General features: G+C 66.6%; 18 protein-coding genes, 1 tRNA gene and 3 pseudogenes. 6 read left to right on the top strand and 16 right to left on the bottom strand.

Annotated features, from left to right (window positions below):
- Positions 1-3: 3 nt before the first annotated feature.
- Both C6A87_RS07845 and C6A87_RS07840 read right to left on the bottom strand, forming a co-directional pair.
- A complete protein-coding gene (locus tag C6A87_RS07845; RefSeq protein WP_003929164.1) occupies positions 4-291 on the bottom strand; it encodes a DUF4873 domain-containing protein in 288 nt (95 codons plus the stop codon).
- Positions 288-1,202 carry a diiron oxygenase gene (locus C6A87_RS07840; RefSeq protein WP_311116718.1) on the bottom strand — a complete coding sequence of 305 codons (915 nt, stop codon included), beginning with the start codon at positions 1,200-1,202 and terminating at the stop codon, positions 288-290. Before C6A87_RS07840 ends, C6A87_RS07845 begins: the two co-directional genes overlap by 4 nt.
- A gap of 211 nt (positions 1,203-1,413) precedes the next feature.
- Between C6A87_RS07840 and C6A87_RS07835 the strand changes: the two genes are divergently transcribed.
- Positions 1,414-2,046, top strand: coding sequence for a TetR family transcriptional regulator (locus C6A87_RS07835; RefSeq protein ID WP_311116717.1), 633 nt, complete (start codon positions 1,414-1,416; stop codon positions 2,044-2,046).
- 41 nt (positions 2,047-2,087) lie between these two features.
- Here C6A87_RS07835 and C6A87_RS07830 read toward each other — a convergent pair whose 3' ends face one another.
- The 7 genes and pseudogenes from C6A87_RS07830 to C6A87_RS07800 all read right to left on the bottom strand — a co-directional run bounded on the left by C6A87_RS07830 (position 2,088) and on the right by C6A87_RS07800 (position 9,399).
- Positions 2,088-2,894 (bottom strand): hypothetical protein, encoded by an 807-nt coding sequence (locus C6A87_RS07830; RefSeq protein WP_311116716.1) that lies wholly within the window; start codon positions 2,892-2,894, stop codon positions 2,088-2,090.
- A 272-nt stretch (positions 2,895-3,166) separates the two neighbouring features.
- Positions 3,167-4,813 (bottom strand): chaperonin GroEL, encoded by a 1,647-nt coding sequence (gene groL, locus C6A87_RS07825; RefSeq protein WP_311116715.1) that lies wholly within the window; start codon positions 4,811-4,813, stop codon positions 3,167-3,169.
- A gap of 203 nt (positions 4,814-5,016) precedes the next feature.
- Positions 5,017-5,127, bottom strand: a pseudogene (locus C6A87_RS07820) (amidohydrolase); the annotation flags it as partial.
- 43 nt (positions 5,128-5,170) lie between these two features.
- The gene (gene mimD, locus C6A87_RS07815; RefSeq protein WP_311116714.1) at positions 5,171-5,512 is read right to left on the bottom strand and encodes a propane 2-monooxygenase effector subunit MimD; all 342 of its coding nucleotides are present in this window, start codon (positions 5,510-5,512) and stop codon (positions 5,171-5,173) included.
- Positions 5,509-6,624 (bottom strand): aromatic/alkene monooxygenase hydroxylase subunit beta, encoded by a 1,116-nt coding sequence (locus C6A87_RS07810; protein WP_311116713.1) that lies wholly within the window; start codon positions 6,622-6,624, stop codon positions 5,509-5,511. Before C6A87_RS07810 ends, mimD begins: the two co-directional genes overlap by 4 nt.
- A gap of 27 nt (positions 6,625-6,651) precedes the next feature.
- Positions 6,652-7,695, bottom strand: coding sequence for an FAD-binding oxidoreductase (locus tag C6A87_RS07805; protein ID WP_311116712.1), 1,044 nt, complete (start codon positions 7,693-7,695; stop codon positions 6,652-6,654).
- A 75-nt stretch (positions 7,696-7,770) separates the two neighbouring features.
- A complete protein-coding gene (locus C6A87_RS07800; RefSeq protein WP_311116711.1) occupies positions 7,771-9,399 on the bottom strand; it encodes a methane monooxygenase in 1,629 nt (542 codons plus the stop codon).
- A 234-nt stretch (positions 9,400-9,633) separates the two neighbouring features.
- Between C6A87_RS07800 and C6A87_RS07795 the strand changes: the two genes are divergently transcribed.
- From C6A87_RS07795 to C6A87_RS07780, 4 genes and pseudogenes are all read left to right on the top strand, one after another.
- The gene (locus tag C6A87_RS07795) at positions 9,634-11,382 is read left to right on the top strand and encodes a helix-turn-helix domain-containing protein (protein WP_311116710.1); all 1,749 of its coding nucleotides are present in this window, start codon (positions 9,634-9,636) and stop codon (positions 11,380-11,382) included.
- A gap of 172 nt (positions 11,383-11,554) precedes the next feature.
- Positions 11,555-12,966, top strand: a pseudogene (locus C6A87_RS07790) (allophanate hydrolase).
- 76 nt (positions 12,967-13,042) lie between these two features.
- On the top strand, positions 13,043-13,654 hold the full coding sequence (locus tag C6A87_RS07785) for a cysteine hydrolase family protein (protein ID WP_396837022.1): 612 nt from the start codon (positions 13,043-13,045) through the stop codon (positions 13,652-13,654).
- 9 nt (positions 13,655-13,663) lie between these two features.
- Complete coding sequence (locus C6A87_RS07780) at positions 13,664-15,265, top strand: regulator (protein WP_311116709.1); 1,602 nt, start codon at positions 13,664-13,666, stop codon at positions 15,263-15,265.
- A 21-nt stretch (positions 15,266-15,286) separates the two neighbouring features.
- Here C6A87_RS07780 and C6A87_RS07775 read toward each other — a convergent pair whose 3' ends face one another.
- The 3 genes from C6A87_RS07775 to C6A87_RS07765 are packed head-to-tail and all read right to left on the bottom strand — an operon-like array spanning position 15,287 to position 19,342.
- Positions 15,287-16,630, bottom strand: a complete 1,344-nt coding sequence (locus C6A87_RS07775; protein ID WP_311116708.1) for an NAD(P)/FAD-dependent oxidoreductase — start codon at positions 16,628-16,630, stop codon at positions 15,287-15,289.
- A gap of 37 nt (positions 16,631-16,667) precedes the next feature.
- Positions 16,668-18,959 (bottom strand): DUF1989 domain-containing protein, encoded by a 2,292-nt coding sequence (locus C6A87_RS07770; RefSeq protein WP_311116707.1) that lies wholly within the window; start codon positions 18,957-18,959, stop codon positions 16,668-16,670.
- A gap of 8 nt (positions 18,960-18,967) precedes the next feature.
- Positions 18,968-19,342, bottom strand: coding sequence for an ethanolamine utilization protein (locus C6A87_RS07765; protein ID WP_311116706.1), 375 nt, complete (start codon positions 19,340-19,342; stop codon positions 18,968-18,970).
- A gap of 332 nt (positions 19,343-19,674) precedes the next feature.
- On the opposite strand from C6A87_RS07765, the gene C6A87_RS07760 reads away from it, so the two are divergent.
- Positions 19,675-20,643 carry a dihydrodipicolinate reductase gene (locus C6A87_RS07760; RefSeq protein WP_311116705.1) on the top strand — a complete coding sequence of 323 codons (969 nt, stop codon included), beginning with the start codon at positions 19,675-19,677 and terminating at the stop codon, positions 20,641-20,643.
- A 34-nt stretch (positions 20,644-20,677) separates the two neighbouring features.
- On the opposite strand, the gene C6A87_RS07755 is transcribed toward C6A87_RS07760, so the two are convergent.
- The 4 genes and pseudogenes from C6A87_RS07755 to C6A87_RS07740 all read right to left on the bottom strand — a co-directional run bounded on the left by C6A87_RS07755 (position 20,678) and on the right by C6A87_RS07740 (position 26,818).
- On the bottom strand, positions 20,678-21,178 hold the full coding sequence (locus C6A87_RS07755; protein ID WP_311116704.1) for a GAF domain-containing protein: 501 nt from the start codon (positions 21,176-21,178) through the stop codon (positions 20,678-20,680).
- Between the two features lie 422 nt (positions 21,179-21,600).
- Positions 21,601-21,674 (bottom strand) — tRNA-Met (locus tag C6A87_RS07750).
- Positions 21,675-21,835: 161 nt separating this feature from the next.
- On the bottom strand, positions 21,836-23,221 hold the full coding sequence (locus tag C6A87_RS07745; RefSeq protein ID WP_311116703.1) for an FAD-binding oxidoreductase: 1,386 nt from the start codon (positions 23,219-23,221) through the stop codon (positions 21,836-21,838).
- A gap of 145 nt (positions 23,222-23,366) precedes the next feature.
- Positions 23,367-26,818, bottom strand: a pseudogene (locus tag C6A87_RS07740) (BTAD domain-containing putative transcriptional regulator).
- Positions 26,819-26,828: the final 10 nt, after the last annotated feature.

Genomic DNA, 26,828 nt, shown 5'->3' with positions numbered 1-26,828 from the left:
CCTTCAGGGTGCCGACAGCTCGTACGGCGGCTCCCCCACACCGCTGAGCATCAGCTGGCCGGACGGGATCTTCTCCACGAGCCGTATTGCCGCACTGCGGTTCCCGATGAACAGCTGCGCCGACTTGCCGGCCTGGATTTCGTCGGGCACCCCGTAGGCGAGGCCCTGCCAGTGGAACCGCCCGTCAATCGGGTTCAGGTGACCGGCCAGGCGGACCCGGACCGGGCAGCGCACCCCGGCGACCTCGAGTTCGGCATCGCCGTCGAACACGCCGTTGTCGTCGACGGTCACAGGAAGCCGGTTCGCTTCCACATCCGCCTGCCGATCCGGCTCATCAGGCCGACCTCGTCGAGGAACGCCGCCAGCGGCGCGAATCCGGTGCGCATCGTCTCGTGGAAGTGCGGGTTGCTGCGCGCCTGCCGGCGGGCCTCGCGCGCGTCGAGTCCGGCACGTCGATACACGGCGGGGTTGGTGAACAGGTAGCGGTAGAACGGACCGCCGGCACCGTGGATGGTGGCCAGCAGATACCGGTTGAGCGGCTTCATCGTGGGCACGTCGCGGCGGGCGCCGTCGCGGGCGAACTGAATGTGGCGCGCCTCCTCGGTGACGTGAATCCGCATGACACGGCGCACGATCGGCTGCACGTCGGGGTCGTCGAGGATCTGGCGCTGCAGCGCGTCGAAGATCTCCTCACCGACGAGCGCGGCGATCCACAGCACCGACTTCTGAAACCCCAACGGCAACGTGTTGATGATCATGCGTTGAAACCGCTTCGGCTGGAACGGCTTACCGCCGATGGCTTCGATAGTGCGCCCGAACATCACCATGTGGCGGGTTTCGTCACCCAGTTCGGTCAGCGAGTAATGGGTCGAGGCAGACGTACAGTCGGCGTGCATGAGGCCGCGCAGCAGCGCCTGGTTGAGGATGTTCTCGAACCACACGCCGGCCGACAACAGGTTGATGAATTCCTGGCGGGACAGCTCGATCTGCTGCTCGCGGGTCAGCCGCGCCCACATCGGGGTGCCGTACAGCGTCACCACACGCGGCGGCAGGAAGAACTTGTCGGCGTCGACCGGCGTTTCCCAGTCGATGTCGACGACGGGCGCGTAGGACTTCTTGGCCGACCCCCGCAGCAGCCGCTCGGAGAATTCGTCCCGACTGGGCGATGTCCCGGTCGAAGCCCGATCGATGGTGCCGGCCATGAGGGCCTCCTGCCTTCTCGGTGTCGGGCACACCGGCGTCCGGTCCACCGCGCGTCGTGAATACGAAGATACATTCTGCGTTCGTTTGTATCAATAGGCTGTGATCAGGCTCTAGACTGCCGACGTAGCACTGCCGCGCCCGGAGTTGTGCCGAGTTGCCCGATCAAGGAGACACCGATGAAGTACAGCGGCCTGTGAAGTACAGCGGCCCATGAAGTACAGCGGCCTGCTGGCCAAGGCGGTGCAGCGGTTCGGGTCGCCGACGGCAGAAGGCAACGCCGAACGGATCCTCGACGCGGCGTTGCGCCAGTTCGAATTGCTGGGGATCCGCCGCTCGACGGTCGAGGACATCACCCGCCGCTCCGGGCTGGCGCGCGTCACGCTGTACCGGACGTTCGCGAACAAGGACGCCATCGTCGAGGCGGTGCTGCTACGGGAACTCGAGCGGTTTCTGTCCGACCTCGCCGCCGAGGCAGGCGGCTACGCCGAAGCAGAGGACAAGCTGGCCGAGGGGTTCGTGTTCACGCTGACCACGTTGCGTAGCCACGCCCTGTTGCAGCGGTTGCTCGCCACCGAACCCGAAACGGTCTTGCCGTTCCTGACCGTCGAGGGCGACAGCGTGGTCCGCACGGCGTCGGCGTTCCTGGCCCATCAGCTGGCCGTCGCCCTGCCCGACGACAGCCGCACCCAGCTGGAGCTGCTCGAGGTCGCCGAAGTCACCGTCCGCATCATCGTGTCGTTCTTGCTGACGCCGGCGCAGAACGTCGCGCTCGGCGACGATGACGCGGCCCGGTCCTTCGCGCGCCGGTACCTCGTTCCCCCACTGCTGGGGTTGACGCGCTGACGGTCAGGCCCGGGCTCACGCTCTGAGCGAGGTATCGATACTCAATCGTCGGGATTGTCGGGGATGTCCTGCACCGTTCGGATGACCTGGTGGAGTGGTTCTGAGACAGTCGATACCGCGCCGACGTAGGGGTGGGAGAGTTCGACGACGAGGAACAACTGCGCCCCCACGAGCGTGCCGATGATGGCGACCATGGCGTAGTGGTTGGCGGGCTTTTCGACGCCGTAGATGATGGCGCAGCCGAGCAGCAATCCGCTGGTGACGAAGATGACCGCCCACAGCGACCAGGGTGGTCCGGTGTCTGTGCGGGCTTGTAGGACGCGTTCGGCCCGCGCTTTACTGACGTCGTTGAGGTTGCTGAATGACGTTGAAAGCAAGGTTTTCTGCACATCGGTACGTGGCTGCACGGCTTCGTAGGCCGCGTAGAGCCGGTTCAACGCCTGATCCGCCCGCGGGTACGACCGGCCTTCGTTGATGTCGTCCCATTCGGTGATGGCCGCCTGCTCGTACTCGAGCAGGCTTTGACGGATCCGGTCTCGGTCGGGCCGGTCGAAGATGTGGGAGTCTCGGGCGAGTTGCGCCCCGGCCGTGCCTTCGGTTCGCACGAGGGTATCTGCGTGGCTTATCTGGCCCCACATGGCGGAGACGACGAAGCCGATGAAGAAGGCGAACACGAAACCCACGACGCCGAAGGCGAACTTGGTGACGTCGTTGTGTTCATCGCCTCGGAGGTTTGGGAAGCGGCGCCGCACCACGGTCTGAATGAGGACGGCCGTGCCCGCCGTGCAAGTGACGATCAAGAGCAGGAGCAGCCACGACGGCACATGAGAGACCAGCCACTGACTCAAGGTCGCCCCCGGGTGTCGATCGATTCGCCCGTTCGGTCGCGGGCGGTGTTCCGACTTTAGGGCGTGCTGACCGACTCCCGTGGCAAACTGCGATTCCGACCCACCCGCAGCGCCACGCCAACACGGTGCTGATGGAGACATCGGACCGGCCGGGGTGTCTCCCGCGGTCGCCTACGGGCTCGTCGCACTCGCCGTATGGGGAGAAGGTCGACGCTGACCGTAGGCCTCAGCTCTGTCGTGCGTTGTCGACCTGAACTTCCCGCTGAAATGGGTCAGTAGATGTTGGATGGGCGGACCATGCCCTCGGCGAGGTCGCCGAAGCCTGGGGCCATGATGGCGCCAGGCTGTCCGACAATCTCTTCCACGATGGCGGTCTCCGTCGTGATCAGCAGGGCGGCAATAGATGCCGCGCTTTCCAACGCAGCTCGGGTGACCTTGAACGGATCGATGATCCCTTCGTCGAACATGTCGCCGTACTGTCCGGTCAAGGCGTTGAAGCCGTGCCCGAGGGGCAGGTCCACCACTACGTCCACGACATCGTCGCCTTCGAATCCGGCGTTGATGGCGATCCACCGCAGCGGTTCGGCCAAGGCACGACGCACGACGTCGCGACCGATCGCCTCGTCGCCGATGAGTTCCAGCATGCTCAGCGCGCGGTGGGCTTGTGCGAGTGCACTGCCGCCACCGGCGACGATTCCGGCTTCGAGCGCGGCACGCGTCGCAGCGAGTGCGTCCTCGACCCGCAGCATCCGCTCCTTGAGCTCGACGCTGGTCGCGCCGCCAACCCGGATGACCGCGACTCGGCCTGTCAGACGAGCGATGCGGGTGTCGAGTATGTCTCGGTCGGCGTCCAGCTTGGCCCGTTCACGCTGCGCCTCGAGCTGACTGACCCGAGCGTTCACGAGGTTCTGCGCACCGTGCGGGCCGACGAGTGTGGTGTCATTCTCAGTGGCCGTGAACCGGTCACACGAACCGAGGTGCTCCCGCGTGATCTCGGAGAGTTCGATGCCGGTGTCCTTGGCGATGACATGGCCACCGAGCGCGACCGCAAGGTCCTCGAGTTCCGCGACCCGGCGATGCCCGAAGCCGGGCGCGCGCACGACAACCGACTGCATGGTCTTGTGCATGTTGCCACCGACGAGCAACTGCAGCGCCGGCCCGTCCACGTCCTCGGCGATGACCACCAGCGGGCGATCCGCACGCTTGGCCACCTCGATCGCCGGCATGATCTCCTGCACCTGGCTGATCTTCTTGTTCGTCAGCAGGATAAGCGGGTTGTCGAGCACAGCCTCCATGCGTTCATGGTCGGTCACCATGTAGCCCGAAATGTATCCGTGGTCGAATCCGATGCCGTCGACGACGGCGACAGCCATTCCCGGAGCGTCGCTTTCGTCGGTCGTGACTACACCATTGAGGCCGACGTATTCGACGGCGCGGGAAATGGCATCCCCGATCACTTCGTCGTCACTGGCCGCTAAGGTCGCGATGCGAAGAAGACCGTTCGCGGTAACCTCAATACTGTTGTCGGCCAGCGCTTCTACAACGACGGGTACCGCCCGTTCGATGCCTCGGCGTACCCGCATCGGATTGGCGCCGGCGTCGACGGACCGCAGCCCCTCCCGAACCATCGCCTGGGCCAGGACCGTCGCCGTGGTGGTGCCGTCACCGACGACCCCGTTGGTCTTCATCGCCACCTCCTTGACCAACTGGGCCCCCATGTTGGCGAAGGGGTCACGAAGCTGTATCTCCCTGGCAATCGTCACACCGTCGTTGGTGATCGTCGGGGGCCCCGTCAACTTCTCCAAGATGGCGTTGCGGCCCTTCGGACCGAGGGTTACCTTGACCGCGTCCGCAAGCGCGTTGACGCCCTGTTCCAGTCGAGTGCGGGCGTCCGAGTTGAACCGCAGTTCCTTGGCCATGTTCGTGTGTTCCTTTCGGGCCAGCTGATTGATGAAATTCGACGAACGAGGATCGCGGCCTCGCGCGTGGTAACGCTCATATCGACACGGCCTCCTTGGTTTCGACCAGGTCCTCCGCGCCGCGCGGTCCGACGGCTGGCGTGTCGGCATCCGCGAGCTGCAGCTCGGTGGGCAAGGGCGATCTCATACATTTCGCCGCGTTGGCAGTCGATGAACTGCTTGCCGTGGACATTGCGCTGATTCTCAGGGCGGGCGCCGCACAGAGCGACATGGCCGTCGACGATGAAGCACTTCTGCCCATCCTTCTGGTACATGCGTTGCCTCTCCGCTGTTTTCGCTGTTCGGAGAATTGGTCGACTAGTGCTCGGTGAGGTCGAAGCCGATGTACTCGGCAGCGTCCTCGGGGCTGGCGAACAGCATCGTCTTGTCGTCCAGGTGGACCATGCGGCCGTAATGCGTGGAGCTGATCTCCTCGAAGATGGAGCCGTCGAAATCCTGGCCGAGGGCCTCGGTGAGCTCGTCGTAGTCGAAGCTCAGCGACTTCACGCCGTCCACGCGGATCATCGACGGGTACTCGGTGAGCTCGACGCCTTCCTTGGCGCCCATCACCTCGGCGACGACGCGGCCGGTCGGGGTGTTCATCAGGGTGACGCCGCACATGTTGGAGAACTCGGTCGCTGCGCCGAATTGCATGGTCATTTAATGAGCTCCTCGGGGATCGCGAGTTCGATTTCTTCGAGCAGGGCCGAAAACTTGTTCTTCGCGGCATCCAGGCTGGATGCGAACGTGACGGCCTTGTCGGCCGGTGTGGACCAGATGGGTTGCAGTGCGCGAGCAGCGCCCAGGCATCGCGGCACCCAGATGTCCAGCCACTCGGCGAAGAGCGCCTTGTTCGCGTCCCCGAACTCGGGGTCGCGGACAAGAATGCGGAACAGGTTTCGCGTGTAGTTCAGGTCGCGGTCGTAGTCGTGCTCACCCGTGCCGACGATGGTCGGTGTGATGTAGTCACCGTTGCGCGCGGCGATCTGCATGACCAACTCGCTGCGGAACAACGAGCCGACGAGTTGCTCGAAGACGATGTTGGTAGCGAACAACAGCTGACACCAATCCCCCACCGCGGTCAGTTGTTCGACGACTTCGCGCGCAGGCTGCCATTCTGGGGCTTCCTGCCATACCGCGCGGTGCGCGCTGCCATCGAAGGTTCCCGACCCGTGGGTGGCGTCGGCCAGGTCGAGGTTGAACAGCGCGAGATCCTGGGCGAAGCGCATCTTGTGCGCGGCATTGACGGCCACCGCGGTGTTGATCATGTTGGTCGGGCCGGAGCGCTGGATGGAGGTGAAGACATGCAGCGCCAGACCATTCTCGGCGTGCATCCAGGCCCCGACGTGGCGCTCGATGAACGTCAACCAGGATGAGTTCCATCCGTCGTAGACCCGGGCCCGTTTGGCGTTCTTGAGGCACAGTTCGACCTGCCGGACGACGGCGGCGTTGTTCCGGAAGATCGTTTGGTTCCACTCCTCGTTCGGGTCGAGGAACGCGTGCCAGTTGGAGGACTTGGCCGCGGTCCACTCCTTGGGGTATCCGCCGGGTCCGTCGCCGAACCCGTAGATCCAGCCCTGGGTGAGGTGCCGATCGGGGTCGGGCTGGACGTCGACTGTCACGTCCTCGTACATCGTGGCGCGCAGTTTGGCCGGCTTGAAGTAGGAGTAGCTGCGGCTCTTCGAGCCCGGGAAGACCTTTGCGCCGGCTTCGGAGTCGGTGAACTCGATCTTCGGGAAGCTACGTTCCTTCGATCGTTCAGGGGCAGACATGAATGGGTTCCTCTCGGTTGGGCTGGGTCAGTCGAAGAGCGGGCTGGTGAAGCTGTCGTAGAAGATCTGGTCCTTGGGCACGGAGCTGTCCTCCAGGAAGCTCAGCGCGGCGTCGACCATGGGCGGTGGGCCGCAGAGGTAGACCTCGGTCTTGCCGATGGCGGCTTCGTTGCGTGCCACCACGTCGGTGACCATCCCCTCCTCGACGATGATCGAGGAGGGCATCGGTCCGTCTGCCGATTCGGACAAGCAGGCGATGAACTGGAAGTCCGTCAAACCCTCTCCGAGTCGCCGGATCTCGTCGAGGTAGAAGAGGTCAGCCGCCGTGCGTGCGCCGTAGTAGAACCGAACGGGCCGGGTGCCTTGCGACTCGTTCATGTGTCGAAGCAGCGACAGGATCGGCGCCATCCCCGCTCCGCCGCCGATGCAGACGACGGGCAGTACGTGGCCCTCCTTCAGCGTGAACGAACCATACGGACCCGTGAGCGCCAGCGTGTCACCGACCGCTATCCGGCCGTCGAGAAGAGCCGAGAACTTGCCGCCCGGGTACTTCTTGATGAGGAACTCCACCTCGGCAGTGTTGGTGGAGGTACTGGCCATCGAGAAGGACCGATGCTGATCGGTTCCAGGGATGTGCAGGTCCGCATACTGCCCCGGCTTGAACTCGTAGCCCGCGGGGCCGACCGGGGCCAATCGCAGCGACACTATGTCGTGCGTCATCGGCTCCACTGCAACGACTTTCGTCTGCACTTCCTGGATGGGGACGCCGCCGAGCAGTTCGTCCTCGTCGAAGTTCAACAGCTCGATGGTGCAGTCGCTGAACGCATGCGCCCTGCAGAGCAGGACAAAGCCCTCGTCGACCTCAGCGTCGTTGCAAGCGAAGGTGGAGTAGTTCTCCATCTGGATCTCGCCGTCGAGGACATAGGACTTGCACGCCGAGCAGCGGCCCTCGCGGCAGCCGTGCATCAAGTGGATGCCCTGGCGGAATGCCGCATCGAGGATGCTCTCGTCCTCGTTGACGTCCATCTCGAGGTTGACGGGCTCGAAGTTGATGCGGTGGCAGTCGGCCACGATTACTCCTAGGTGTGATGGTGTCGATGGATGACGCCGCCCAACAGGCAGGCGCCATCCACCGACAGCGGTGGATCAGGCGTTGACGCCGCCGGCGCGGTACGCCGCGACGTGCGCCTCCCGCTCGGCGTCGGACATCTGATTCAGCAACACGTTCGGGCTGTTGAACGTGTTGCCGCGCACGTCGTCGAGCGTCCACATCTTCGAGGGATCCAGGTTCAGGTGCGGCTGGCCGACCAGCGTCTTGCCGTCGTCGCGGACATAGCCGAGATGGGTGACGATGTCAGCCAGATCCTTGCCGTGGTGCAGCGTCTCCCACTCACGGAAGCCGGTGAGCCGACCCATGTTCGGGGTCTCCCTGCCCTCGTACTCGCTGCGGAAGGCCACCGCGTCGGTCCAATAGCAGGTCTCCGAGCAGTACGTCCGCCACTGCCCGTCCACCTTCTCGACGACCGTGTCCTCACGAATGAGGGCAGGCACCATGCAGGTCCAGCAACGGTGCGGGTACTGGTACCCGACCTCTTCGAACGCGATCGGCTTGTTGCGACCCGGGTAAGCGAGCCGGTTGTATGCCTCCCACCACTTCCCGTACTTGGAGTACCAGCCCGGGTACTTGTGCTCGAACCACTCGAAGTCCGTGTCGGTCATGGTGTCGATGCGCCAGTAGTTCACCGGCCAACCGGTGGCGAAGAAACGTGCCACCTCGTGCACATAGCCCTTCTCGGTGATGCGCTTCCACGCCTCCTCGACGAGGTCGTGCGGGATCGTCAGGCCGTACTTCTCCAGGGGCAGCAGGTAACTGCGGTAGTAGTCGTCGTAGATCCAGCGCCGCCACATCTCGGCGTAGCTCTCGCGATCCTTGCGACGGTCCTTGGTGCCGTACTCGATGAAGGTGCCGATCGCGGCGTCGACCACGCAGTGGTTGTTCCACCAGGCGTAGCGAAGATCGCGTTCCAGCAGCGGGCGGTTCCGCTCGTCGGCCAATGCCATCAACAGGATCGAGTAGCCGTTGGAGATGTGCCGGGACTCGTCGGACTGCACCGAGTGGAACACCGTCGGCAGCAGGTAGTCGCCGTTGGCGGCCGCCTCATCGGGCATGGCGACGAAAAGGGTGTTCGTGAATGCGGTTTCGGCGACCACGGTCAGGTAGATGTTGGCGGCGGTGATGGCGTCGCCGGTGATGAACCCCTCACCGAACTGCCTGCCGATGGTTCCCGCGTAGTTGTTCGCGAAGGCCTTCTCGGTCATGTCGAAACCGGCGGGATCGATGTAGTTGTTCATGTACAGCTTTTTGAGGTTCATCTGAATCGTCGAGTGCCGGACCTCGTCGATCATCTGGACCGCGAGTCCGTTGTGAATCTCCGGGTTGGGCACTGCGTCGATGGCCATCGGCATCGCCCGGGCAGCCGAGATCTCCGGGAACGGGATGATCGACAAGAACAGCTTCTGCCATTCCAGCCAGCGCTGCTGCACCTGGCGGAACATGTTGCCGCGGATCGCGCCGTCCATGGCGCCGTAAACGCGGTTGTCCTTCTCCTCCTCCATCGAGAAGTAGGACCGCATGATCTGCTTCAGCGGGTCCTTCTTGGGCGCCTTCTCGAACGTGTAGTCGGTGCCGAACCGCGTGGCCGGAGTTGCAAACGTCGGTTCCCACGTAAGTTCGCTGATCTTCGCGTGTGCCTTGGTCAGGCTTTGTCTGCTCAACACGAGCCTCCTGTTAGACGGGCCATTCGCCACCGGAGCTGGAGACGATGCGCCCCTGATGCAACCCTGTGACGGAGGACACATGGGTCTCAATTTGAGATGAGGGCACAAGCACGCGATGTCTTTCGGTACCCGTGGGGCGCGCGGACGCCGCCATTCTCAAATTGAGACATCCCGATGCCCAGAAGTGCCTAAGCTGCCGGTAGAGAACCGTCGGACCGAGGTACAGCCGCCGTGGTCAAAGATGAAGACGTATCCATTGGCGCCCGTCGCGCGCGGGAGCAGTTCCTCGCCGGCGCGTTGAGTGCCGACGCCGTCAACCCTCACGTCCTCAATTCGTGGCGCCGGTCCCGCGAGCTGCACGTCCATCCCGACCGTGTTGAGCTCCCCTACCTGCGAGACCCCGACACCGACACTCCTCTGGCGCATGCGGCTGCGCCGGTGCTTCGCCGGATCGCCGACGACCTCTCCGAACAAGCGGTGAGTGTCGTGCTGACGTCAGCCGACGGTCTGGTGCTGGATCGGATCGCCGCGAATCGCGAAATGGAACGAACGCTCGACGACGTCCGCCTTGCCCGGGGGTACAGCTACGCCGAGGAGTTCGCCGGCACCAATGGCATCGGCACTGCTCTCGAAACCGGGCAGCCGGCCTTCATCCGGGGCAGCGAGCACTACGTGGGCACCTTGGGGCAGCTCGCCTGCGCTGGGTCGCCCATCCGCGACCCGATCACCCGACGAGTAGTGGGGGTCATCGATCTGACGTGCTGGGTTCAGCAAGCCGATCCGCTGCTGTTCGTCCTCGCGAAGAGCGCAGGCAGTCAGATCGAGGACCGAATTCGCGCGATGACCAACGAGACCGAAACGGCGATCCTCGACGCCTACCTCAAGCAGAGTCGCCGCTACCCTGCCGGGGTGCTGGCGATCGGCGGCGAAGTCGTTCTGATGAACCCGTACCTGCGGCAGGCACTGGACGCCGCCGACCAGACGGTACTACTCGACCATGCCGCCGAGCTGACACAGACATCGATCACGTCGACCGCGGTGACCACCTTGCCCAGTGGGACATCAATCAAAGTATCGGTAGCAGAACGAGTCTCGGTCGGCGTCCACTGCGGCGGCGTGGTATTTCACGTGTCACTGCACGTCGCCGAGAGCGTCCCGGCCCGCGGAGTCCGCGCGATACCCGGCGTGGCCGGGCGCAGTAGTTCGTTCCGGCGCAGTTGCCAGCAGGTGGAACGCTGCTACTGCGACCGGGAATGGGTGGTCATCGAAGGCGAACGCGGCTCGGGTCGCACGCGCATCGGTCAAGCCGTCGTACGATTCGTCACCCCCGGGCGGCGCGCGACCGTCCTGCGTGCCGAGTCCTTCGACACTGCAGACGCGTTCGTATCCGCCTTCGAGGCGGAGACTGACGTGGCAGACTTCGCGGTCGTCGTCGCCAACGTCGATGAGATCGACGAAGCCGCTCTCGAGCCGCTCGCCGCCGCAATGCAGAGCTGCGCAGGGCGGGGCTGGGTTGCCGCTACGACCAGTACCGAACGAAACTCACCGCTCGTCGACACGCTCATCCTCCCCTTCTTCACCCACACCGTCACGGTTCCGGCCCTGCGCCACAGGATCGACGACTTGGAGGAACTCGTGCCGATGTTGCTGCAGGAGTTGACCCGCGGTGGGGCTCGGATGAGCGGCGAAGCCATGCGCCAGCTGAGCAAGCTGCCCTGGCCCGGCAACGTCGCACAGTTGCGTAGCGTGCTGGCCGAAACCATTACCCGCCAACGATCGGGCGTGATCGGCATCGACAAACTGCCCGACGAGTGCCGATCGATAACCCGCCGCAAACTCAGCCGCCTCGAGGCGATGGAACGCGACGCCATCGTCCGCAGCCTCTCGGAGAACGACGGCGACAAGGCCATGGCCGCTGAGGCGTTGGGGATGTCCCGTGCCACGATCTATCGAAAGATCAAGGACTTCGGCATCTCGTGATTCCGGCCGCGGACTGCACCGTCCTCTATGCCGCTGGTGACGGTCGTCGTGTTCATTCGCAACGACGGTCACCAGAACTGCCTGAGTCCTGATCAGGCCCCACAGCGAGCAATAACACGATCGACACACGAATGACCCGCATCCGCCACTAATCTGCCGACACTCGACAGATATGGGTGACCAACTCCACGGACCCTCCCTCGGGCCCTCCGTGGCCGAGATCCTCGCGTCGCATGCCGCGGGCACGGGTTCACCGGCCAAGACCGCGGCCCGCGTCGCCGACGCGATCACGGCCCGGGGTGATGACGGCACCTGGCTGTCGACGGTCCCCCGCGCTGAGCTGATCGCCGCCGCCGAGGCGATCGAACGGCGGCCCGGCGCCCGCACGCTGCCGTTGTACGGTGTGCCGTTCGGCGTCAAGGACAGCATCGACGTCGCAGGCCACCAGACGACGCTGAGCTGCCCCGACTACGCGTACCTCGCCTCCGCGACCGCCCCCGCCGTGCAGCGGTTACTGGACGCCGGGGCGCTGTACGTCGGCAAAACGAACCTCGACCAGTTCGCCACCGGCCTGAACGGCACCCGCACACCGCACACCATCCCGCGCAGCGTGTACGGCGGCGACACGATCTCCGGTGGTTCCAGCTCCGGCTCGGCACTCGCCGTCGCGCTCGGCCAAGTGCCCTTCGCCGTCGCCACCGACACCGCCGGATCGGGCCGGGTCCGGCCGCGCTCAACGGGGTCGTGGGATTCAAGCCATCTCGCGGTTTGATCAGCACCGTCGGCCTGGTACCCGCGTGCAAGTCACTGGACTGCCTCAGCGTGATGGCAGGATCCATCGACGACGTCGCCCGCGTGCTCGACGTCATGGTGGGTCGGGACGACGCCGATCCGTGGTCCCGCGACCGTGGACCCCGCTTCTCCGGCGGACCGATCCGCGTCGGCCTGCCACCCGAATCGGAGCTGGAGTTCTTCGGCGACGAGGACATGCGGTCGGCACATCTGGCGTTCCGCGAGCAACTCGGCAGAACCCACACCATCGTCGATGTCTCGCTCGAGCCGTTCCTGGCTGCCGGATCGCTGCTGTACCAGGGCCCCTGGGTCGCCGAGCGGCTGGTCGAGTTCGGTGATTTCCTGGCGGCCCAACCGGATTCGATCCACCCCGTGGTGCGCGAGATCTTCGAGGGCGGCCACCGGTACAGCGCCGTCGATGCTTTCGCCGCGTTGCAGAGGCTTCAAGAGCTCAAGGCCGTCGTCGGCAGGCTGTGGAAGCACATGGACGTCCTCGTGGTGCCCACCATCGGCACCACGTTCACCGTCGACGAGGTCCTGGCCGCGCCCATCGACTGCAACACCATGCTCGGTCACTACACGCACTTCGGCAACCTGCTCGACCTGCTGGGGGCCGCCATCCCCGTCGGCGTCACCGCAGGCGGAAAGCCCTGCAGCGCAATGCTGCTCGGCAGCTCCCTCAGCGACGACCTCGTGCTGCAGCTCGCCGCGCAGATCATGGACGAGCCCCGTTCCCCGCACCCGGGCCCGACCTCAACCGTCCACTCGATCACCGCCGAGGAGCGCCTGTGAACACCACCGTCGAGGTCCGGCCGAACCGTCGCCCTTTGCGCTCGTCGCGGGCAAGACGGCGTTGATCGTCATCGACATGCAACGCGACTTCCTCCTCCCCGGCGGGTTCGGCGAGAGCCTGGGCAACGACGTGCACCAACTACTCAAAGTCGTTCCGCCCCTCGCGGCTTTGATCGCGGCGGCCAGGGCGGCGGGTATCGCGGTCATCCACACCAGGGAAGGACACCAACCGGATCTGTCCGACTGCCCGCCTGCCAAACTCACTCGCGGTGCGCCGTCGAAGCGGATCGGCGATGCGGGTAAGTACGGGCGCATCCTGATCCGCGGGGAGTACGGCCACGACATCGTCGACGAACTCGCCCCGGTCGACGGTGAGGTCGTCATCGACAAGCCCGGCAAGGGCGCGTTCTACGCCACCCCGCTGTCGGACGTGCTCACCGAGGCCGGCATCACCCAGTTGCTGATCACCGGCGTCACCACCGAGGTGTGCGTTCACACGACGACTCGCGAGGCCAACGACCGCGGCTACGAGTGCCTCGTCGTATCCGACTGTGTCGGATCCTATTTCCCCGAATTCCAACGTGTCGGCCTGGAGATGATCAAGGCGCAGGGCGGCATCTTCGGATGGGTGGCCGACAGCGCCGCGGTGATCCCGGCGATGACCGAACTCACCACCACAGCAGCCTGAAGGGGCACCATGAGCACTGATGTGACGAACCCGACCGCGGATCCGGTCGAACCACGGACCGCCACGGGACCGGGCCTACCGTGGTGGACCCGCGGCGACACCAACGCGTTCTTCGGCCTCGGATTCAACATCCTGGTCAACGTCCTCACGCTGACAGGGTTGATGATCGGCGTGATCGCCGTACCTGCCGACGACGTTCTCGGCACCGTCCTGCCGGCACTCGGGGTCGCACTGGTCGCCGGCAACCTGTACTACACGTTCCTGGCCCGACGACTCGCCCGACGGGAGAACAGGTCCGACGTCACCGCGCTGCCCTACGGCCCCAGCGTGCCGCACATGTTCATCGTGGTGTTCGTTGTCATGCTGCCCGTGTACCTCGCCACCGACGATCCGCTGCAGGCGTGGCAAGCGGGGCTGGCATGGGCGTTCCTGATCGGCATCATCGTGATGATCGGGGCGTTCGTCGGTCCCTACATCCGCAAGCTCACCCCCCGTGCTGCGATGCTGGGCACGTTGGCCGGAATATCGATCACCTTCATCTCCATGCGGCCGGCCGCCCAGATGTGGGAGGTCGCCTGGATCGGCCTCCCGGTGCTGGCCATCATCCTGATCGGGTTCTTCACCAATGTCAGGCTCCCCGGCGGCATTCCGATCGGCCTGGTGGCGCTGCTGGTCGGCACCGCGATCGGCTGGGCGGGCGGCTACATGTCCGCACCCGACGTCGGCCAGGCCGTCAGCGACATCGCCATCGGTATCCCGGATCTGCGTCTCGACATGCTGTTGCGCGGCCTCTCCGATCTCGCGCCGCTGCTCGGGACCGCCATCCCGCTCGGTGTGTACAACTTCACCGAGGCGATGAGCAACGTCGAGAGTGCCGCGGCCGCCGGCGACAACTACAACCTGCGCAGCGTGCTGCTCGCCGACGGCGCGGGCGCGGTGATCGGTTCGGCGTTCGGATCGCCTTTCCCGCCCGCGGTCTACATCGGGCACCCCGGCTGGAAGGACGCGGGCGGCCGTGCCGGTTACTCGTTGGCCAGCGGCGTGGTGATCGGGATCTTCTGCTTCGTCGGACTTTTCGGCGTACTGGCCGCGCTGTTGCCCGTCCCGGCGATCGTGCCGATCCTGCTTTACATCGGCCTGCTGATCGGTGCGCAGGCGTTCCAGGCGGTTCCGCGGCTGCATGCGGTCGCCGTGGTCGCGGCCATCCTGCCCAACCTGGCCCAATGGGCCCACGGTCTGGTCGACAACGCACTCAACGCGGCAGGGACCTCAGCGTCCGAAGTCACGATGGAAGCGCTCAACGGTGCAGGCGTCGTGTACGAAGGCCTGAAGACGCTCGGTGAAGGCGCGGTTCTCGTCGGCCTGATCCTGGGCACGATGGTGACCTTCATCCTGGAGAAGAAGTTCCTCTACGCCGCGCTGGCCTCCGCGGTGGGCGCGGTGCTGTCCTTCATCGGACTGATCCACGCACCCGAAGTCGCCTGGGCGGCGAACCCGCAAGTCGCACTCGGATACCTGTTCTTCGGAATCGTCTGCGTCGCTTTCTCGTTCCTGCCTGGGGCCAAGGACCCGGTGGAGGTCGACGAAGCCGATGTGGTCGCAGGCCACTGATCTCCACGCACCTGCGCGATGTCAGCGCTTGAGGAAGCGGGCCAGGCTGTCGTCGAGCTCGTCCCACCACGTGGTGTGGGGCCGGGGGCCGACGGTCCCGGTACACGGCGAAGCGAACGACTTGTCGCGGTAGCCGGTGATGCTGGCGTCCTTGTCGTGTTCCCAGGTCACGAAGTGCTCCCGCACAAGGTCCAGGTCGAACGCCGAGTAGTCGGTCAGCGACATCAGGTCCCGCACGTAGTCGGTCTGAAAGTCGATGTGCTCCATGACTCCCGACACCTCCGCATACTTGGCCAGCCACGCGTCGATGTCCGCGGCCATCGCGTCGGGGTCGGGCAACGGCAGCCGGCCGAGCACCACGTCGCGCGCGACGAACGCCTGCGCGTCGAACATGTTGAAGGTGTAGTACTGGTCCTGCATGCCGAGGTAGATGAGCTTCGGGTTCGCCGTCCACACCACGCCCTTGTACAGCCCGCCCGGGTAGAGGTTGTTGGTGGTGGTCAGCCGCAGCTCGGCGTCGAGGAACGGGAAGTGATGCTGGTAGCCCGTGCACAAGATGATCGCGTCGACGTCGCGGGTGGTGCCGTCGACGAAATGGGCGGTGCGACCGTCCACGTGCTGCAGCGCGGGCACTTCGGCGATGCCGTCCGGCCAGCCGAACCCCATCGGGGAATTGCGGTAGGAAATGGTGACCGACGTCGCGCCGTATTTGCGTGACTGCAGCGCGATGTCTTCGGCCGAATAGCTGCTGCCGAGGATGAGCAGGTCTTTTCCGGCGAACTCGACGGCGTCGCGGAAGTCGTGGGAGTGCAGGATGCGGCCCGGGAATGACATGAAGCCGGGGTACTCCGGCACGTTCGGGGTGGAGAAGTGCCCGGTGGCGATGATGACGTAGTCGAAGGTCTCGGTGCGCATGCTGCTTTCCCCGGTTTCCCAGGACTCCAGTCCGAGGGTGAACGTCTGGTCCTCGTCGTCGAAGCTCACCTGCCGCACGGCGGTGTCGAACGCGATGTACTGGCGGACATTGCTCTTCTTGGCCCGCCCGGTGATGTAGTCGTAGAGCACCTCGCGCGGCGGGAACGACGGGATCGGGCCCCCGAAGTGTTCGTCGAATGTGTAGTCGGAGAACTCCAGGCACTCTTTGGGTCCGTTGGACCACAGGTAGCGGTACATGCTGCCGTGCACCGGATCTCCGTGGCTGTCCAGGCCGGTGCGCCAGGTGTAGTTCCACAGACCGCCCCAGTCGCTCTGCTTCTCGAAACACACCACCTCGCCGACGTCGACGCCGTCGAGGCGGGCCTGCTCGAAGGCGTGCAGCGCAGCCAGGCCGCACGGCCCCGCGCCGATCACTGCGGTTCGGGACATGGTTTTCTCCTTTGCTGTGAACAAGACCGGGGTGACGTCATGAGCGCGGGCGGGTCTTGTCGGGGTCGTAGAACGGGATCGTGGTGACCGTGGCGGGGATGCGCTTGCGGTGGCCGTCGAGCTTGCCGATCTCCACCCGGGTGCCGGGTGAGCTGTGCTGAACCGCGAGACGGCACAACGCGATGCTGGCACCCAGTAGCGGAGAGCGGGTGGCGCTGGTGACCACCCCGACCTGGGTGCGGCCGAGGTGTACGCAGTCCCCGTGTGCGGCGGTGTCGTTGCCGTCCAACCGCAGCCCGACGAGCATCCGCTGCGGGTGTGCCTTGCGTTCGATCAGGGCGGCGCGGCCGACGAAGTCGTCGGTCTTACTCTTCAGCGGCACGGTGAATCCGATGCCGGCCTCGAACGGGTCGATTTGGTCGTCGAATTCGTGGTCGGCGGCCACCAGCCCCGACTCGATACGCAGCATCTCCAGGGCTTCCAGACCCAGCGGGGCGAGCCCGTAGGGCAGTCCCGCGTCCCAGACCCGGTCCCACACCGACTCGGCGTCGCCGGGATGCACCCACAGTTCATAACCCAGTTCTCCGGTGTAGCCCGTCCTGGACACCAGAAGGGCCGCACCATCGGGTCCGTCGAGACGTCCGATCAGGAAGCGGAACCAGCCGAGGTCGCGCAGCGCCGGCTGCCCAGGTGGCGTCCAGATGAGCCCGCCCAGCAGATCCCGGCTGGACGGCCCCTGCACCGCGATGTTGTGCATGTGGTCGGTGGACTCCTTGATCCACACCTGGTCCAGCCCGAGGCGTTCGGCCTGGGTGCGCAGCCAGATCCCGTCGTACGGATCGCCGCCGATGAACCGGAAGTTGTTGTCGCCCAGCCGCAGCACCGTGCAGTCGTCGACCACCCCGCCGGCTTCGGTGCACATGGCCGAGTAGACGACCTGGCCGCGGGCCAGCCTGCGGATATCTCGGGTCAGAGTGGCTTGTAGCAGCGCCTCGGCGTCGGGGCCGAGCACCTCGAACTTGCGCAGTGCGGACAGGTCCATCACCGCGACCCGCTCCCGGCACGCCCAGTACTCCTGGTGTGGACCGTGGTTGTCGAAGCTGTTGGGCAGCCAATAGCCCTTGTACTCGGTGACATTGGACGTCAACGCCGAGGTGCGCCCACCGAATGCGGTGACCTTGGTCAGCACGGGTTCGGAGTCCGGCGTCAGCCGGTGTCCCACCGCCACAGAGAACCTCCTGGTGGAGTCGTAGACCCGGATGTGGATGTCGGTGGGCTCCCAGCCGTTGGCGGCGTCGATGTCGTCGGGGCAGGCCGACGACGCGCACACCAGGTCGGCGCAGGCGCGGAACAGCACATAATCACCCGCGCGCGACCACGGCTCGTCGGAGATGAGCTGGTGGTCGGCATCGAATGCGGTGTTGTAGAACAGGTTCAACGCCGACCAGCCCTGCCGCGCCGTGACGCCGAACCGGGACAGCGTGGCATTGAAGTTGTCGGTGCAGTTGACGTGGCCCGGGTATCCGAGATCGGCGTAGTACTTCGCGGTGCATGCCAGCGCGAACGTGTCGTGGCGGCCGACGGTGTCGCGGACCACCTCGACGAGGGGCCGGGCGCGGCCGTCGAAGAATTTCCCGTGCAGCCCGGGCTGCGGGTAGGCGCCGCCGCCGATCGTGCGGGTGGTGGTGGCGTCGAGCCCGAATTCTCTCCCGTCGGCGAGTTCGCGGGCATCGAAGGCGAGGAAGTCCGAGCACTGGCGTCCGGCGACGTCGATGACCTGGATGAACTGCCCGGCCTGGACTTCGTAGGACGACGCGGTCGCGGCGTCGATGCGCATGTCGAACAGCGGCTCGGCCAGCGGTGCGGGCAGCTCACGGAGTTCGGGCCGGTGCGGATCCGCCCGATGCACCTCGACGCGCACCTCCGACGGCGGGTTCGGATCGTCACCGGCGAGGCTCATCGGAGAGGCCGGAGCCGCGACGAGGACCACGGCGTCGGCGTCGACGGTGAAGCCGGCGCGCGAGCCGGCGCGGGAGTGCTCGCCGAACAATCCGGTCGCCACCGACGCGTGCTGGTCGATGTGATGCCGGCTGAGCAGCGACAGGATCCGCGCTGCGGCATAACCGTTCTCGTCGGGTCCCGGGGTGAGACGGCGCAGCACGGTCGCCGCCGTGTCGGGCACGGCATCGGCGATCGCTGCGGGGTCGGCGGCGAGCACCGTCAACTCGGCAGGCTGGCGACCGTACTGGTCGACGATGTCGAGGCGGTCGCCGCCGAACACCCTGACCGCGGTGACCGAGCCGGGCGCCACACGGAAGCGTTCCAGCACAGGCGGCTTCAGGGCGCGAACGACCGGTAGCCGACGTAGAACGCGAGCGCGCGAGTCGGCGTGGAGAACAGGATGCGCGACCCCTTCGGGAAGAAGATCGCGTCCTTTGCCCTGGCGATCTCGACCTGACCGGTGTCGACGTTCTCCAGCCGGAACTCGCCTTCGAGGACGACCTTCATCTCGTCGTAGTCGTAGTAATAGTCCAGCGGTGCATCGGTGTTGCGCAGTTCGAAGTAGCCCGAGGACATCGGCACGCCGTTGGGGTTGGCGTAGACGTCGTCGATGAACCCCTCGGTGCCCGGATACTGCTCGAGGGGCATCCGCGGAAGCTTCTCCCAGAAGCCGGATGTCACCAGAAACGGCGGGGCAGAAATGCTCGTCATGGAGCCTCCAAGCTGATCTCTTTGGATGAAACCGAGTCTGATGAGAGGAAACCATGAGCGGGTTTCGAGGAGATTACTGTCGCGTTTCTCTTCTCCGCGTATGTGCGCGCCGGGGCGGTGCCGTCGCCGGCGGGTAAGACTCACCAACGCCTGTGGTCATCCGAGCGAACGTGAATATCGCTCGCAGCACGGACATTCGGTTTCACCGCACACCATCGCACATCCGCCGATACCATCTCCGCAAGGTCGAATCGACGGCGACCGAACTCCTGACGAGAGCGAGGCCGATGCAGATGTCCGGTGTCCGGGCTGTGGTGTATGGAGTCGGCGCGATGAATTCGATCGTCGCAGGCATGCTGATCGACAAGGGGGTGGAGATCGTCGGTGCGATCGCCCGCAGCCCGCAGAAGGTCGGACAGGACCTCGGCGACGTGATCGGACTCGGCCGTCCGCTCGGCGTCACGGTCAGCGGCGACGCCGCTGCAGTTTTCGCGCAGACCCGACCGGATGTGGCAGTGATCGCGGTGAACAGCTACCTCACCGATGCCGTTGAGCAGCTGCGCATCTGCGCCGAGCACGGAGTCAACGCCGTCACTTTGTCCGAAGAGATGCTCTACCCGTGGGACACCTCGCCCGAACTGGCCGCCGAGTTGGACGCGCTGGCCAAGTCCACGGGGGCGACGCTGACCGGAACGGGATTTCAGGACACGTTCTGGGTGAACATGGTCGCACTGCTGATGGGTACCGCACACCGGATCGACACCGTCTGCGGCAAGGCGAGTTGGAACGTCGACGACTTCGGTCCCGAGCTGGCGACGGCTCAGCAGGTGGGGCGCACGGTTGCAGAATTCGAGGAGTGGGTCCGGGGTGCGCAGCGCCCTCCGACCTTCGGTCGGAACGTGCTCGACGCGCTGGTCTCCGACACCGGCCTGACCGTCAGCTCGATCAGCACCACCACTCGACCCGACATCGCCTTCGCGCCAATGCGTTCAGATGCGCTCGGCATCGACCTCGCACCTGGGGACGTCGTTGGATTCACCGATATCGACCGGATCGAGACCGCGGAGGGGCCCGCCTTCGTCTTCGAGATGTCGGGCCGGGTATACGGGACCGGCGAAGGTGACATCAACGAGTGGACCATCGAAGGTGAGCCGAACCTGTTCCTGTCCAACGGAACCGTGCCCACACAGACGACCACGTGCACCCAGCTCGTGAACCGGATTCCCGATGTGATCGCGGCACCGCCGGGCATCGTCACCGTCGACAAGCTCCCGCGCCTGCGCTACCGCACGCGATTCTGAGGAGGCTCGAGCGGCCGGTAGAGATGGCGGGCGTTTATCCGCCCAACGCCGAGTCATCCTCCCGTACGGCACGTTCGACGTTGTCGCGCAACGCCTGCAGAGCCTCCAGGTCCTCGTCGGCGTAATCGCGGGCTCGGTCGTCGAGCACACACACGGTTCCCACCACCGCGCCGTCAGGCCCGTGCACGGCCAGTCCGAGGTAGTTGTGCAACCCGAACTCGACCTCATCCTCATTGCCGGCGAAGGTCGCATCCTGGCGGGAATCCCGCACGAAGAGCGTGGCGTCGGTATCGACCACCCGCTCGCAGTACAGCGGAACCCGGTTGTCGTCGTCGCCGGCCTTCTTACCGGCCGCGCCGACCGTGTAACTCTTCGAGGCCTCACCCGCGGTCGCCGCCACCACCATCGAGTCCGGCTCGGAGCGCATCACCAGGACGGACTTGACCCCCAGCTTCTCGACCATGGCGTCAAGATCGGCGGACAGGCCGGCCAGTCCCGGAGTGGTATCAGTGCGCGGCGGGGTGTTGTCGGTCATGCCGAGATCGTTGCCGGGACCGGCGAAATACGCAACTATTGCACTCAACCTTGAAACGAACTCTTGGCAGCGCTGAACACGATCGCCATCGCAGCTCACCCGTTGCAAAGCACCGTCCTTGAAACCTGGGTAACCCCCTCGCGCCGAGCAGCGCTTCGGACACGGGGACCCACGTCGCCCCTGGGACGTGTCACCCGTCCACCTTGCGTGCACGGCGCTGAGGCGCACTCAGAGGTATCAATCGTGCTTCTTGCACAGATCCCCGCCCACGCCCCAAAGAACGGCGACCGAGAGGCCGTTGTGCAGGTGGAAATGACCGTGGCTGCCGTGGCCTATCAGGCAGGGTTTCGGTCACGAACACGGTCGTTCACAAACCCATGAGAAAGGCCCCCGGAGTTACCTCCGAGGGCCTTTCCAACTAGTAGCGGGGACAGGATTCGAACCTGCGACCTCTGGGTTATGAGCCCAGCGAGCTACCGAGCTGCTCCACCCCGCGACGGGTAAAACAAAGGTTACCGGGAGGCTGCACATGCTCCAAATCGCCTGCTCAGGCCCCGCACCCGCCCCACGAGCGTGCGCCTTCGCGGGAGCCGCAGCGGCGTGTCGCCCGCAGACCCGCACGCTCGCGACAGAGGTTGGGCAGGGGTGGCGGCAGGGCTAGGCGGGGATGCGCGCGACCTGGCCCGCGATCAACACCCCGGCGGGGTCGTAGCGATCGGCGATCGCGGCCAACCAGAACAGGGTGTCCTCGTCGTAGCAGCGCGCCAGCCGCGCCTGATCGGCTGCAGGCGCGAAGTTGGGGAACGCCGTACTGCTCGACCACGGCTCCAGCGCGGCCACCACCTGTGCGGCGTTCCCGGGCACCGCAGCAGCGATCTCAGGGGCCAGCACGCCGACGGTGACGAGGGTGAACGGTGCGTCGCGGTGGCAGAACGCGCTGCGGTGCGCGGCCGGGCGCGCCATGGCCCCACCCAGCTGGCGCAACTCCACGATGGCCTGCAGCGAGCCGGAGTCCGGGCCCGCGACCTCCAGTAGCGCATCAATGGTCTCGGCGGTCACCTCGCGCAGCACCGCGTGGTCCTCGTGCACGGGCATCGCGTCGACCGGATCGGCGTGCACCGCCCCGATCGCGGCGTACGGCAGTACCGACACCGCATCGATGACCGGGTCGGCGACTTGACGCATCGGCGCCAGCAGCCGCTCGGCCTCGGCGTGGTCACCGAGGGCGGCATAGCGCACGGACACGCTGAACCGGCCGGCCAGCGGTTCCGGCACCTCCGGTAACGGCGGAAGTTGCTGCAACGCAACCGAGGTCGTCACGCTCTCCGGTAGGTCGGCGCACCAGATGCGCCAGGCGTGCAACACCGCCGCCGCGTCGGCGCCATCGAAATAGATTGCGCCGCCGTAGAACTCGGTGATCGGCAACAGGTCGATCTCCACGGCCGTGACGATGCCGAGGGTGGACTTGCCACCGCGCAGACCCCAGAACAGATCGGCGTGCTTCTCCGGTGTCACGTGCAGGATTTCACCGGTTCCAGTAACCAGTTCGAAGCTGCGGACGTGGTCGGAGCACAGCCCGATGCTGCGGACCAGCGGCCCGACGCCCCCACCGGTGAGCAGTCCGACCACACCGACCCCCGGCGCCGAACCGCACGGCGGAGCCAGACCGAAGGGCGTGACCGCGTCGAGCACCTGTTGCCAGCGCAGTCCCGCCCCGAGGCGCGCGATGCGGTTGGCGGTGTCGATGCTGAGACTGTCCAATTCGGCGGTGAGCACCAGCAGCGTGTCCGCACCCACCCCGATCGCGCCGTGACCCGTGGCCTGCACCGCGACCGTGATCCCGTGCGCCGCAGCGAACTTTACGGTGCGTGCCACGTCGTGTGCGGACCTCGCCAGCACCACCGCGGCCGGAGTCACCGGCGCCCCGTTCCACGGCCTGCAGCGGTCGTATCCGGGTTCGCCGGGCAGTGCCACCGGGCTGCTGATCTGGTCACCCAGCGCGCGCAGCGTCTCGGCGCGCGTCAGATCGACGGGAAGCATCATCGGGTCCTTTCTCGGAAACTCTGCGGCAAGCATCACCGCGGCGGCTTGGCGACGGCTTGCCCGGCGATTTAAGAAAGATCCAAGTGCAGGGCCCAGAGGTGAGACAGGCCCCGAAAGTACTACCCGCGACGGCAGCGCAGTGCCGCTACCGCGCTGCTTCGCTCGCGAGCCGCCGTGCTGCGGCCACCACCGTGGCCATGCCTATCCGCTCCGCCTCGGTGGCCAGTGCGGCTGCGGCGCCGGCCCGCTCCGGGGACGGTTCGGCGAGTTCACATGTCAGCAGGCGACATCGCAGCAGGGCGGGCACCCCGCCGGTGCGCTCGGCGATGTCGCGGGCGAGCGCCACGTCGGCAAGTGCCCGCACAGAATCACCACGCAGCGCGTGCAGCCGCGCGGTGGCCAGCGCCACCGGTCCCGCCATGCCGACCTGCCCGATCACCGCGATGCGGTCACGGAACGGGTCCAGAGCCCCCAGCAGCGGTTCGGTGAACTCCGGCAGACCGTGGTCGGCGGCCAAGTGGGCCAGCAGCGCCTGGTGGCCCAGGGTCGTCCAGATGTGGGCGCGGCCCTCGCCGCCTGCCGATCTCTGCAGCGTCCTGACCGCCTCGGCCCGTGCCTCCGGCCCGGACTCCAGTGTCAGCAGCGCGGTGCGCACCAGGCCGACCATGCCCTGCCCGCCGGAGTCCTTCTGAGCGTGCACCCCGGCCCAGTCCTCCCCCACCGGTCCGCCCCGGTCCCGCAGCAGCGATGCGGTGGCCAGCAGCCCGCTGCCGGCCTCGTAGAGCTCGGTCCGCTCGTGCACCTGGGTGGCCACGGCGTGGTGGCGCTGCGCCTCGGCGAAGTCACCCACCCACATCGCCAGCACCGCCTCCATCCACCGCAACTGGGCGCGCATCACCGGCAGCTGCAACTCCTCGCTGCCCGCGATCCCGGCCCCCACATGGTTGCGGGCACCGGCCACGTCGCCGAGGTTCATCGCCGCCATCGACGCCACAGAATGGGCGATCACGGCATCCTCCCGAGACCTGCTGTGGCCCAGGCTGTTCAACCGCTCCACCCATTGCAGCGTCTGATGGCTGAGCGTGGCGACCCCGGAGAACGTGATCAGTCGCCCCACCAGAACGTCGGCCAGCACGTCGATGTCCCCGGTCTCCTCGGCGACCCGTTCGGCCCGGTCCAGCAACTCCCCGGCGACCGCGCTCTCCGGGTGGTAGCAGTGCCCGACCGCCAGTGCGGGCAGCACCCTGGCCGCCGAGGCCGGTTCGATCTCCGACAGTGCCGCCGCGCGCCCCAGTAGGGCCAGCAGCTCGCTTGCGTCGTTTCCCGGTGCGAGCCAAGGCCATCCGCCGCTGGCGCGCAACAGTGCGCTCGCCACCCGGCCCGCGCTGGCGGCCCGCCCGGTGCGTAACGCCTCACCGAGATAACGCTGCACGCTGTCGAGCACCAACTGCCCGCGGCCGGCCCGCGAGTGCGCCTCCAGCAGTTCCACGGTCAGCGCGTCCCGCTCGGCGTCGTTGCGTTCGGCCGCAGGCAGCCGGTCGTAGGCGTCCAGCGCGGCCTGCCACCACCCCGCTGCGATGTCCGAACTCCATTGCGCGGTGGCCTGTTCGGCCGCCAGCCGGCATGCCTGAACGACGGCGGCCGGCTCGACGAGCGGTTGTGCGGCGATGAGGTGCTGCGCCCGGCGCGTCGGCGCATCCGGCGCGGTGCTGTCGACGAGCACCTCGGCGACCTTGGCGTGCATGCGTTGTCGTCGCAGCGCGGGCATACCGGCGAGCAGTTGGTCGCGCAGCAGCCCGTGCGCGAACGCGTATCCGGCACCGTCGTGAGCGGTGACCACGATCCGCTCGTCGGCGGCCTCGTCGAGATGGTCGGCCAGGGTGTCGAGGTCCAGACCGGTGGCCTGCGCCAGCACCGGCACCGCGGACGCGTCGATCACGTCACCGATCACCGCTGCAGCCCGCAGCATCTGCACCACCGCCGGATCCAGCGCGGCCAGCCGCCGGTCCAGCACCGAGCGCACCGCACGCGGAATCTCGTTGCCTGCCCGCTCCGCTCGGGGCAGCCGCGCGTACTCCGAGACGAAAAACGGGTTTCCGCCGGTGCGGTCGGCGAGCTCGGCGGCCTCGGCGTCGGTGACCGTCTCCTCGGCGACCTCGTTGGCGAGCACCGCGACATCGGCCGACGACAGCGCGGGTACCTCGATGTGCCGGTTGTCCTCGCCGCGGGCCACGGTGCTGAGCAGCCGCGCCACCTCAGGGGTGTGCTCGCCGTCGCGCACGGTGACGATGACCAGTATCGGCCGATCCCGCAGCGCGCCGGCAAGGTAGGCCAGGCAGGCGGCCGAGGCGGTGTCGGCCCACTGGACGTCGTCGACGACCACCGCAAGCAGGCGGGGAGCAGACTCCAGCAGAGACTGAACACGCTCGTAGACAAAGAATCTCGCGGTATCGGGATCGGTGTGCGCCGGACCTCGAGCACCTCGTCGGCGTCGGCGCCCAGTGCGCGGACCAGTTGGCGCATCGGCCACCACGGCGGTGTCGCACGTTCGTCGGGACAGCTGACCCAGGCGGTGTCGCCGGCCCGGGCGTGCACCAGGCCCGCGATCTCCTCGGCCAGCCTGGTCTTGCCGATCCCCGGCGGACCCGACAACACCAGCCACCGCGTCGCGCCGGCCGCGACCCGCTTCAACACCTCAGCCGCCCTTGCGATCTCGCGCTCCCGGCCGACCAGCGGCGCGCGGTCCGGACCGACCTCCATCGAGACCGGCGCGGCCGTCGCCACCTCCGGTTGCGCAAGTGCCGTCGCGCCGGTCCACTCCGGCGAGCGCGGCCATCCGGCAAGCTCGGGAGCCTGCCGCAGCACGGCGGTGTGCAGGTCGCGCAGCTCGGGACCCGGGTCCAGGCCCAGCTCCTCGTCGAGCATCCGCGCGTGCCTGCCGTAGACCTCCAGCGCCTCGGGGGTCCGCCCGGCCCGGTAGAGGGCCAGCATGTGCAGTCGGCAGCCGCGGTCGGCGAACGGTTCCCGCTCACGCAGCCGCACCACCTCGATCAGCGCGGCCGCCACCTTACCGAGCGCCAACAGCGCGATCACCTTGTTCGACAGGCATTCCGTGGCCATCTCGGCCACCCGCGCCGAATCCTCGCGCAGCCAGTCCGCATCGCCGAGGTCTTCGAGCAGCTCGCCGCGGACCAGGCTCAGCGCGGCGTCGGCCTCGGCGAGCGCCTCATCCCAGCGCTCGCCCTCGATCGCCGCGCCGGCTCGCGCGTAGCCCGCGGTGAACACCGCGAGGTCCACGTCGTCGGGCCCGACGTCGAGGTAGTAGCCCGGCGGCCGGCGCACGATCGGTGAGGCCATCTGCGTGTCCCCGCCGCCGCGCAACGCGCGACGCAGGTTGGAGATGTAGACCTGCAGGCTGGCTATGCCGCTGGCGGGGACGTCGTCGCCCCACGCCGCGGCCGCCAGTCGATCGGTCGACACCACCCGCCCCTGGGCCAGCAGCAGCGCGGCCAGCACCGACCGCTGCTTACGCGGTCCGACATCGATCGAGCTCCCCCCGTGGACCACCTGAAGTGGCCCGAGCAACCGATAGCGCACCGGTGTGAGC

Source organism: Mycobacterium sp. ITM-2016-00317, from assembly GCF_002968295.1.
Classification (GTDB): domain Bacteria; phylum Actinomycetota; class Actinomycetes; order Mycobacteriales; family Mycobacteriaceae; genus Mycobacterium.
Note: the sequence above shows the minus strand (reverse complement) of the source record. Positions and strands in the feature narration are given on the sequence as shown.

What these genes read in the sequence shown, in the direction of transcription:
- C6A87_RS07840 (WP_311116718.1), bottom strand. Translation starts at nt 1,202, where the DNA reads ATGGCCGGCACCATCGATCGGGCTTCGACCGGGACATCGCCCAGTCGG.
- C6A87_RS07745 (WP_311116703.1), bottom strand. Translation starts at nt 23,221, where the DNA reads ATGATGCTTCCCGTCGATCTGACGCGCGCCGAGACGCTGCGCGCGCTG.
- C6A87_RS07760 (WP_311116705.1), top strand. Translation starts at nt 19,675, where the DNA reads ATGAATTCGATCGTCGCAGGCATGCTGATCGACAAGGGGGTGGAGATC.
- C6A87_RS07785 (WP_396837022.1), top strand. Translation starts at nt 13,043, where the DNA reads ATGCAACGCGACTTCCTCCTCCCCGGCGGGTTCGGCGAGAGCCTGGGC.
- C6A87_RS07775 (WP_311116708.1), bottom strand. Translation starts at nt 16,630, where the DNA reads ATGTCCCGAACCGCAGTGATCGGCGCGGGGCCGTGCGGCCTGGCTGCG.
- C6A87_RS07810 (WP_311116713.1), bottom strand. Translation starts at nt 6,624, where the DNA reads ATGTCTGCCCCTGAACGATCGAAGGAACGTAGCTTCCCGAAGATCGAG.
- mimD (WP_311116714.1), bottom strand. Translation starts at nt 5,512, where the DNA reads ATGACCATGCAATTCGGCGCAGCGACCGAGTTCTCCAACATGTGCGGC.
- C6A87_RS07780 (WP_311116709.1), top strand. Translation starts at nt 13,664, where the DNA reads ATGAGCACTGATGTGACGAACCCGACCGCGGATCCGGTCGAACCACGG.
- C6A87_RS07755 (WP_311116704.1), bottom strand. Translation starts at nt 21,178, where the DNA reads ATGACCGACAACACCCCGCCGCGCACTGATACCACTCCGGGACTGGCC.
- C6A87_RS07835 (WP_311116717.1), top strand. Translation starts at nt 1,414, where the DNA reads ATGAAGTACAGCGGCCTGCTGGCCAAGGCGGTGCAGCGGTTCGGGTCG.
- C6A87_RS07765 (WP_311116706.1), bottom strand. Translation starts at nt 19,342, where the DNA reads ATGACGAGCATTTCTGCCCCGCCGTTTCTGGTGACATCCGGCTTCTGG.
- groL (WP_311116715.1), bottom strand. Translation starts at nt 4,813, where the DNA reads ATGGCCAAGGAACTGCGGTTCAACTCGGACGCCCGCACTCGACTGGAA.